This window comes from Zooshikella ganghwensis DSM 15267 (assembly GCF_000428585.1).
GTDB classification, from domain to species: domain Bacteria; phylum Pseudomonadota; class Gammaproteobacteria; order Pseudomonadales; family Zooshikellaceae; genus Zooshikella; species Zooshikella ganghwensis.
In genome coordinates this window covers 1-7278 of record NZ_AUAF01000188.1, presented here as the reverse complement: position 1 = coordinate 7278, position 7278 = coordinate 1, and the positions used below count along the sequence as shown (strand labels likewise).

The window sequence follows — 7278 nt, the reverse complement described above, 5'->3', positions numbered from 1 at the left end:
TCAGGTAATCCAGTCGTTGAATGGGTAAAAGAGTCCCATGAAATCACTCGTAGCATAATACTTGAGGTCGTTGAAAAAGCGGGTAAAGGGTTTAATGTTGTAAAAAAACGCTGGGTTGTTGAGCGTACTTTTTCATGGTTAATCAACTATAGGCGTCATTCTAAAGATTATGAAGTTTTAACGAGAAATAGTGAGGCAATGATTCACATTGCTATGCTGCATATTTTAGTCAAAAGAGTTGCTTAAATTTTGATTTTTAAGACACCTTCTAAGTATTCAAAAAGTCGCTCAAGTGTATAAACAGATGAGTGACTATGGGGCTATGGCTGCGTAAAAGTGTCTAGAGTATTGAACTTAAAAAAAGGCAGTTAATGACCAATAAGGACTATTAAAAAAAGGATCATAATGTGCATGAACTCTCCATTGTTAATGCCTTATTAAAGCATGTACAGCCGTATTTAAACCGAAAGATAAAATGTATTAAAATTGAAGTAGGCAGTATGAGTTGTATTGATCCTGAACGACTGATCGGGTGTTTTGACTGGGTAAAAGCCACAGTAGGCTTAAACGATACGCAACTCATTATCGACCATCATCCAGCTAAAGCGTCCTGTCAGCAGTGTCAGCAGGTTTTTACACTCACCCAACTGGGTCAGCCCTGTCCCTGTGGTAGTTATGACTATAATTTACTATCAGGACAGCAACTAACGCTTACTGAAATCGAGTTTGCCTAATGTGTACTCATTGCGGATGTTCTTCAGATAAAGCCATACTGACTGAGTTTGAGTCAGATCACCACCGTCATCATCATCTCCAGGCTGAGCCTAAAACACTGCACTTACAGCAAGCACTGCTCGCCGAAAATGATGATATTGCAAACCAGAATCGCACGGGCTTTCAAACACAGGGTATTACCTGTATCAACCTAATGGGTACACCGGGTGCAGGGAAAACGGCCTTATTAGAGGCTACACTGAGTGCATTTCACAATGATTTACCCTCTATTGCAGTGCTAGAAGGTGATCAGCAAACACTCAATGATGCCAAGCGTGTGCAAAAGGCGGGTGGTCAGGTGGTTCAAATCAACACTGGGACAGGGTGTCACTTAGATGCCGATTTAGTCAAAACTGGACTCGAAAAATTAGCGCCAAAATCAGGCTCACTTATTTTTATTGAAAATGTCGGCAACCTTGTCTGCCCTGCATTATTTGACCTGGGTGAGTCTCACCGTATTGCTATGATGGCCGTTACTGATGGTAACGACAAGCCAGAAAAGTATCCCCACTTATTCAGTCGCTGTGAATTGGTCATTATCAATAAGGCTGACTTAATGGAGTATGTTGATTTTGACCTAAGTACAGTTCAACAAGCTATAGCTCAGTTAAATCCTCACGCTGAGGTTTTATTACTCTCAACCAAAACCCTGCATGGCTTCGATCAATGGCGAAATTGGCTGATCACTGCAACAAGCACTGAAAATAAATACAGTACTGGACATATAGACAGTATAAAAACGTCTGCCACACTGACTTATGACTAAACATTTTTTTGCGCGTCAGCACCTAAACCAACTGTTCAACGTCTTAATGGATTCGGGATACCAAGTTGTTGGGCCTACCGTGAAAGACGGAGCTATTGTGTTTACTGAGCTAGCCAGGGTAGAGCAGTTACCGTGGGGCTGGCAAGAAGTGGCAAAACCAGGTCATTACCATCTGACACCTAGCCGCAAAAATCTCTGCTTTGCCTGGAATACTGGGCCTCAGGCTTTAAAACCCTGGTTATTCAAGCCAGAACAGCCCCTTTGGCAGGCAGAGCAAACCGAGCAAGGGCTATGCTTCCGCCAAGCCCCCGCAAAGGTCACCCCCATCGCAGTGGTGGGTTTAAGGGGATGTGACCTGGCGGCCTTAAAGCTGCAAGATCAGCATTTCATCCATGGTCCGTACCCTGATCCATATTACCAAGCCCAGCGAGAGCAGCTTTTCATTATTGCCGTCAATTGCGCCCAAAGTGCTGAAACCTGTTTTTGTGTCTCAACAGGTGATGGTCCAGCAGCAACCCACAGCTTTGATTTGCTGTTAGACGAGCTGGAGGATGGCTACTTAATTGGGGTTGGCAGTGAACAAGGGCAGGCTGTTTTTCAGCAACTGACTCTAGGCCAACAAGCCACAATTGATCAACTAGATATAGCTCAACAACAGTTAGCCGATGCCAGTCAACAGCAACGACACATGCCAGATGAGCACTCACTGTTAAAGCTGACAGAAAACCTGGAACACCCCCAATGGCAAGATGTGGCAGACCGTTGCTTAGCCTGTGGTAACTGTACACTGGTGTGTCCAACGTGCTTTTGCTCAAAACAGGAATCAACCAGTGATATTAAGTTACAACAGGCGGAACAAGTACGCTTGTGGGATTCCTGCTTCAGCGAACAACATGGCTATATTGCAGGTAAGTTATTTCGGCCTGAAATTCGCCATCGCTATCGTCAATGGCTCTTACATAAGCTGGCAAACTGGCAACAGCAGTATGGCCGAAGCGGATGTGTTGGTTGTGGGCGCTGTATCAGCTGGTGTCCAGTGGGTATCGACTTAGTGGCCGAAGCTCAAACGCTGCTAGAAGGCTCACCCCATGAATCAGCCCATCGCTAGCTTTGTACCATTAACAGCGACCCTGATGGACAAGCATCAGGAATCACCCGGCATATTTACACTACACCTGGCGCTTAATACATCAACACCCTTTAATTTTTCGTTTGGCCAATTCAATATGCTTTATTTATTTGGAGTAGGGGAAGTCGCTATCTCAATTATGGGTTGGCAAAACAATTTACTATTACATACGATACGTGCCGTAGGGCGTGTTACTCAACCACTGGTCAAACTCAAACCTGGTGATCAGCTTGGTCTTCGTGGTCCCTTCGGTTGTGGTTGGCCACTGGAGCACATTAAAGGCAAAGATATTGTATTTATTACTGCAGGGTTGGGCTGTGCACCTGTTGTAGCTGCAATAAACCATTCCGTTGAAAACAGACAACACTATGGACGTATAGTGATATTGCAGGGAGTCAAGCACCACAATGATTTACTTTGGCAAACACAGTATGACCACTGGCAAAACACCGGTAATTGCCAAGTATTACTGGCTGCCAGTGAAGAATATAAACATCGCTATCAGTGGCGGTTGGGTATGGTCACGGAGCTTCTGGACTTTGCAGAATTTGATGCTAAACACTGTGCAGTCCTGATGTGTGGACCTGAAATTATGATGCTAGCAGCACTTAAACAGCTGGCCAAACATCAGGTAACCGATGATGCCGTTTATTTAAGCCTGGAACGTAACTTTCAGTGTGGTCAGGCCTCCTGTGGCCATTGCCAGTTAGGACCATTCTTTGTCTGTAAAGATGGCCCGGTATTTCATTACCCCACCGTGAAACCCTGGTTTGGACTTTCTGGTATTTGATGAGCAGCCATTGAGTGAGAACCTCTTATGCCTCCTAGCAAACTGGCCATTGCAATTCATAAACTTACCTCCTGCTCAGGCTGCCAACTTGCATTGCTTAACCAAGGAATAGGGCTTTTGGATTTGCTAGAGCAGGTTGAGATTAAACATTTTATTGAAGCGGGCATTAATCACTTTACGGCTGAAGTGGATATTGCCTTTGTGGAAGGGAGTGTCTCTACCTCAGAAGACCTTGAGCGCGTCCAACACATTCGTCAACGCAGTAAACTCGTGGTCAGTATTGGCGCCTGTGCTACCAGTGGTGGTATTCAGGCTCTACGTAATCTGTCGGATGAAAACTGGTTACAAGCTGTTTACGCCAAACCAGAGTTTGTGTCTTCATTACAACACTCTACAGGCATCGCAGAACATATTAAGGTGGACTTTGAGCTGTGGGGCTGTCCTATTACCGTCTCACAATTGAATCACTTTATTCAGCAGCTGTTACTCGGCAGCAAACCTAAACCCTCTGGCGAAAAACTATGCATGGACTGTAAACGCCAGCAACAGGTCTGTGTGCTGGTGACCCAACAAGCGCCTTGTTTAGGCCCTGTAGTACGAACCGGTTGTGGTGCAATTTGTCCAACGTTTGGCCGCGCCTGTTATGGCTGCTTTGGTCCATCAGAACAACCTAACTGTGACAGCTTAGCAAACCGTTTCGCGGGACTAGGGTTGATGCCTATAGAAATAGCGCAGCGCTTTGCCGCTATCCACAGCCATAGCCCCCCCTTTAAAGACCAATACCAGCGCTGGCAAACTATCCATGTCAGGGAAGTAGAATGAATAATAAGCGCACAATTAAACTGAACGTCCCCTTTATCACACGACTGGAAGGAGAGGGCGCTTTGGAGCTATCCGCGCAAGGTGACACCATTGAAAAACTACATCTGAAAATTTTTGAGCCACCTCGCTTGTTTGAAAAATTTTTAGAAGGGAAGTCCTATAAAGATGTACCAGACTTAAATGCCCGCATCTGTGGTATTTGTCCCATGGCGTACCAGCTGACATCAATTCAAGCCATAGAACGATTATTTGGTATTAAACTACCAAAACAATTGGTTCAACTCCGTCGCTTGATGAATTTAGGTGAGTGGATTCAAAGTCATGCATTACATATTCACTTTCTGGCAGCTCCGGACTTTTTAGGTTTTGACAGCGCCATTCATATGGCAAAACAGCACCCAGAGATTTTACAGCGGGGAATGCGCCTCCAAGAAACGGGCAATGCATTGATGGCATTACTGGGTGGACGATCCGTGCACCCCGTCGGCCTGCAAGTCGGAGGGTTTGGGCGGTTACCGGAAAGGAAGCGTTGGGATACAGTACGCACCCTGGTTGATAATGCCTTACCTGACGCTAAGTCCCTGATTGCCTGGACCACCACGCTGGAGTTGCCAGATTATAGTCATGAATTTATTTGGGTAAGTTTAAAACACTCAAAACAATACCCAATCAATGGCGGTAAAATTGCGGCCAGCAATGGTCTAAACCTGACGTATAATAGCTATGACAAACACTTTCATGAGCACCAGGTACCCCATTCTACCGCTTTTTATTCATTGCTTAATGGGCAAGATTATTTAGTGGGACCACTCGCCAGACTCAATAATAATTACCGTATTTTACCCAGTGCAATCAAAAAGTATGTTGAGTCGCTAGGTATCAGGTTTCCAAACCAAAATATGTTTACCAGCATTCAAGCCCGTGCCATTGAAATATACTTTTCACTTTATGAAGCCAGGAAAATTTTGGACAAGGGCTGTCCTGTGGAAGCGCCTTATGTAACTGTGACACCTAAAGCTGGCACCAGCTGTTTCTGTACCGAAGCACCGCGAGGCATGATTTATCATCGCTATCAACTGGACGAGGAAGGCCGTGTTATTCGTTGCACCATTATTCCACCCACCAGCCAAAATCAGGCACGCATTGAACAGGATCTTAAATACTCTGTAAAAAAGTTTGGCCTTAACCACTCAGACCAAACATTAAAGTTTTTTTGCGAAAAAGTGATCCGCAATTATGACCCTTGTATCTCCTGTTCCACGCATTTCTTAGACTTTAAAATACTTCGTAGTTAAAAGAATATACGCTTATTCGATTCCGATTTAACCAACACAAAATAAACAATTAACTTTTATTGGTTGAACTACAGATACCATGATTATACTTACCTGAAAGCGTCGCTGTTTTAGTTATTCCAAACATGAATTGTTTATTTATGTTAGTAATAATTCGGAATAAGCTCAAAGAAAGCTAATATGCGTCATCAATGGAGTATTCATGTATTAGTAATATAAGGGACTGGAATATGTTTCAAAAGGTACCGACAAACTGCCTGAACTTGCATATCCTGGGTGAAGTGCCACGCTCAGTCTATATGGACATGCAAACTCAGCCTAGTGACTTACAAAATGCCGAACATCGGAATTTTTTCTTTAAATTATTACGGGGCACAAAACCACAAAAGTCGGTGCCTGCGCCTAATAAAGACAAACACATTTTGAGCTTAAATGCAGTAGTCTGGCTCAACTTCATCACACCGCCCAAGCAAACAATTACCTTTCTACTTGTTTACAAAGATATTACAGGCGAGTTTGGGGCTATTGTTGAAGAAGCCCAACCGTCGTCTTCAAAATCTATAATGCTTTCCAACATAGTAGACATCGAATACATAGGTGAAATAGAGTATTTAACAGCATGCTGCACTGGGCTAAGTAAAGATGAACACGTAATGCTTGAAACGCTCAGTGTCAAACCTGTAGCCCATGAGAAAGCACCAAAAAAATCTTTCGTCACTCGGTAATTGTTACCGGAAAATTACCATATAATAATGCCTTGTGCATTCATTTTTTTAAAGTTCAAGGTTTTTCCACGAACGTTGATATTTCTTGCAAGAACATATCCCACTACTATTTATTAACACTCTTTTTTTATCTTTGGTTCAGCCATTTACTGCAGCACAAGTTGTAGGCGTAAATAGCAAAAAACACAGTCAAGCTATCAGCTATCGTTGAATAACTAGTTTTATTGATTTGCGAATTACCCCCCCCTCGAAGGGTGGGGTTAATGTCATGCTAAAGGCAAATAATTGCTCTAAAGTTATCTTTATTAGCAGCTGAGTAACTAAAATTTACCTGTTGAGAAAGTTGAGCTTCATTTTTACTCGTATATACATCTTTCCATAGATGAAAATTAACTAAATATGTACCTGACTCATTGTCAAGATTTAGTTGTGAACGATATTGAAGCACCATCAATTGACAAAAAGCAACAACTGGATTGGTTCCTGCTGGCATTAAATTATGAAAGTGTCGAAATTTAGGTGTGTTAAGTACATATTCCATGTCTGATTGTGATCTACCACTACTGGAGTCTCTAAACCATATACAACCATCATTGTCACTTCGATGCACTTCATTATTTTTGTATGAGATGATACCACAGGATTCAATATAGTTTTTTATTGAATCCTGTGGTATCATCTCATACAAAAATAAGGCTCTATATGGATTCCTAGGGGGTTATATCAATAGCTCTATTAGATCATTAAGTAAGCTTTTTCCTCGGCACTTTATATTGTACACAAACTCAAATAATGCTAAATAAAAAGGTAGTTTTTCTTGAGAAATACCTCGATGAGGTCTTAACCATGAGCGTAGTAATGACCAACAACCTTCAATGGTGTTAACATGTACTTCGTGAAAACCATCCCCATCTTCATCACGAGCATACTCCCCTTTCCCGTGACAAACGGTTTTATGTTGATATCCCCAACTCTTT

9 protein-coding genes and 1 pseudogene are annotated in these 7278 nt (G+C 42.9%); 8 read left to right on the top strand and 2 right to left on the bottom strand.

Translation table 11 applies throughout. The features are described from left to right. The 8 genes from F607_RS0123160 to F607_RS0123125 all read left to right on the top strand — a co-directional run. A partial coding sequence (locus tag F607_RS0123160; RefSeq protein WP_157365579.1) for a transposase occupies positions 1-246 on the top strand: 246 nt, incomplete at its 5' end. Between the two features lie 161 nt (positions 247-407). Continuing rightward, entirely contained in the window at positions 408-734 is a 327-nt protein-coding gene (locus F607_RS31350) for a hydrogenase maturation nickel metallochaperone HypA (protein ID WP_038292121.1), read from the top strand. After that, positions 734-1540, top strand: a complete 807-nt coding sequence (gene hypB / locus F607_RS31345; protein ID WP_084611390.1) for a hydrogenase nickel incorporation protein HypB — start codon at positions 734-736, stop codon at positions 1538-1540. Before F607_RS31350 ends, hypB begins: the two co-directional genes overlap by 1 nt. Beyond that, positions 1533-2648: a 4Fe-4S dicluster domain-containing protein gene (locus F607_RS31340; protein ID WP_038292120.1), complete on the top strand. Its 1116-nt coding sequence runs from the start codon at positions 1533-1535 to the stop codon at positions 2646-2648. Before hypB ends, F607_RS31340 begins: the two co-directional genes overlap by 8 nt. Continuing rightward, complete coding sequence (locus tag F607_RS0123140) at positions 2629-3459, top strand: FAD/NAD(P)-binding protein (RefSeq protein WP_038292118.1); 831 nt, start codon at positions 2629-2631, stop codon at positions 3457-3459. Before F607_RS31340 ends, F607_RS0123140 begins: the two co-directional genes overlap by 20 nt. A 27-nt stretch (positions 3460-3486) precedes the next feature. Then, entirely contained in the window at positions 3487-4281 is a 795-nt protein-coding gene (locus F607_RS0123135) for an NADH-quinone oxidoreductase subunit B family protein (RefSeq protein WP_027709972.1), read from the top strand. Next, positions 4278-5576, top strand: a complete 1299-nt coding sequence (locus F607_RS0123130; RefSeq protein ID WP_027709971.1) for a Ni/Fe hydrogenase subunit alpha — start codon at positions 4278-4280, stop codon at positions 5574-5576. The genes F607_RS0123135 and F607_RS0123130 overlap by 4 nt, the downstream gene beginning before the upstream one ends. A gap of 230 nt (positions 5577-5806) precedes the next feature. Then, on the top strand, positions 5807-6301 hold the full coding sequence (locus F607_RS0123125) for a hypothetical protein (protein ID WP_027709970.1): 495 nt from the start codon (positions 5807-5809) through the stop codon (positions 6299-6301). 271 nt (positions 6302-6572) lie between these two features. Here F607_RS0123125 and F607_RS0123120 read toward each other — a convergent pair whose 3' ends face one another. Further along, entirely contained in the window at positions 6573-6989 is a 417-nt protein-coding gene (locus tag F607_RS0123120; RefSeq protein WP_157365578.1) for a hypothetical protein, read from the bottom strand. Between the two features lie 30 nt (positions 6990-7019). Continuing rightward, positions 7020-7278: pseudogene (locus F607_RS0123115) on the bottom strand (hypothetical protein); the annotation flags it as partial.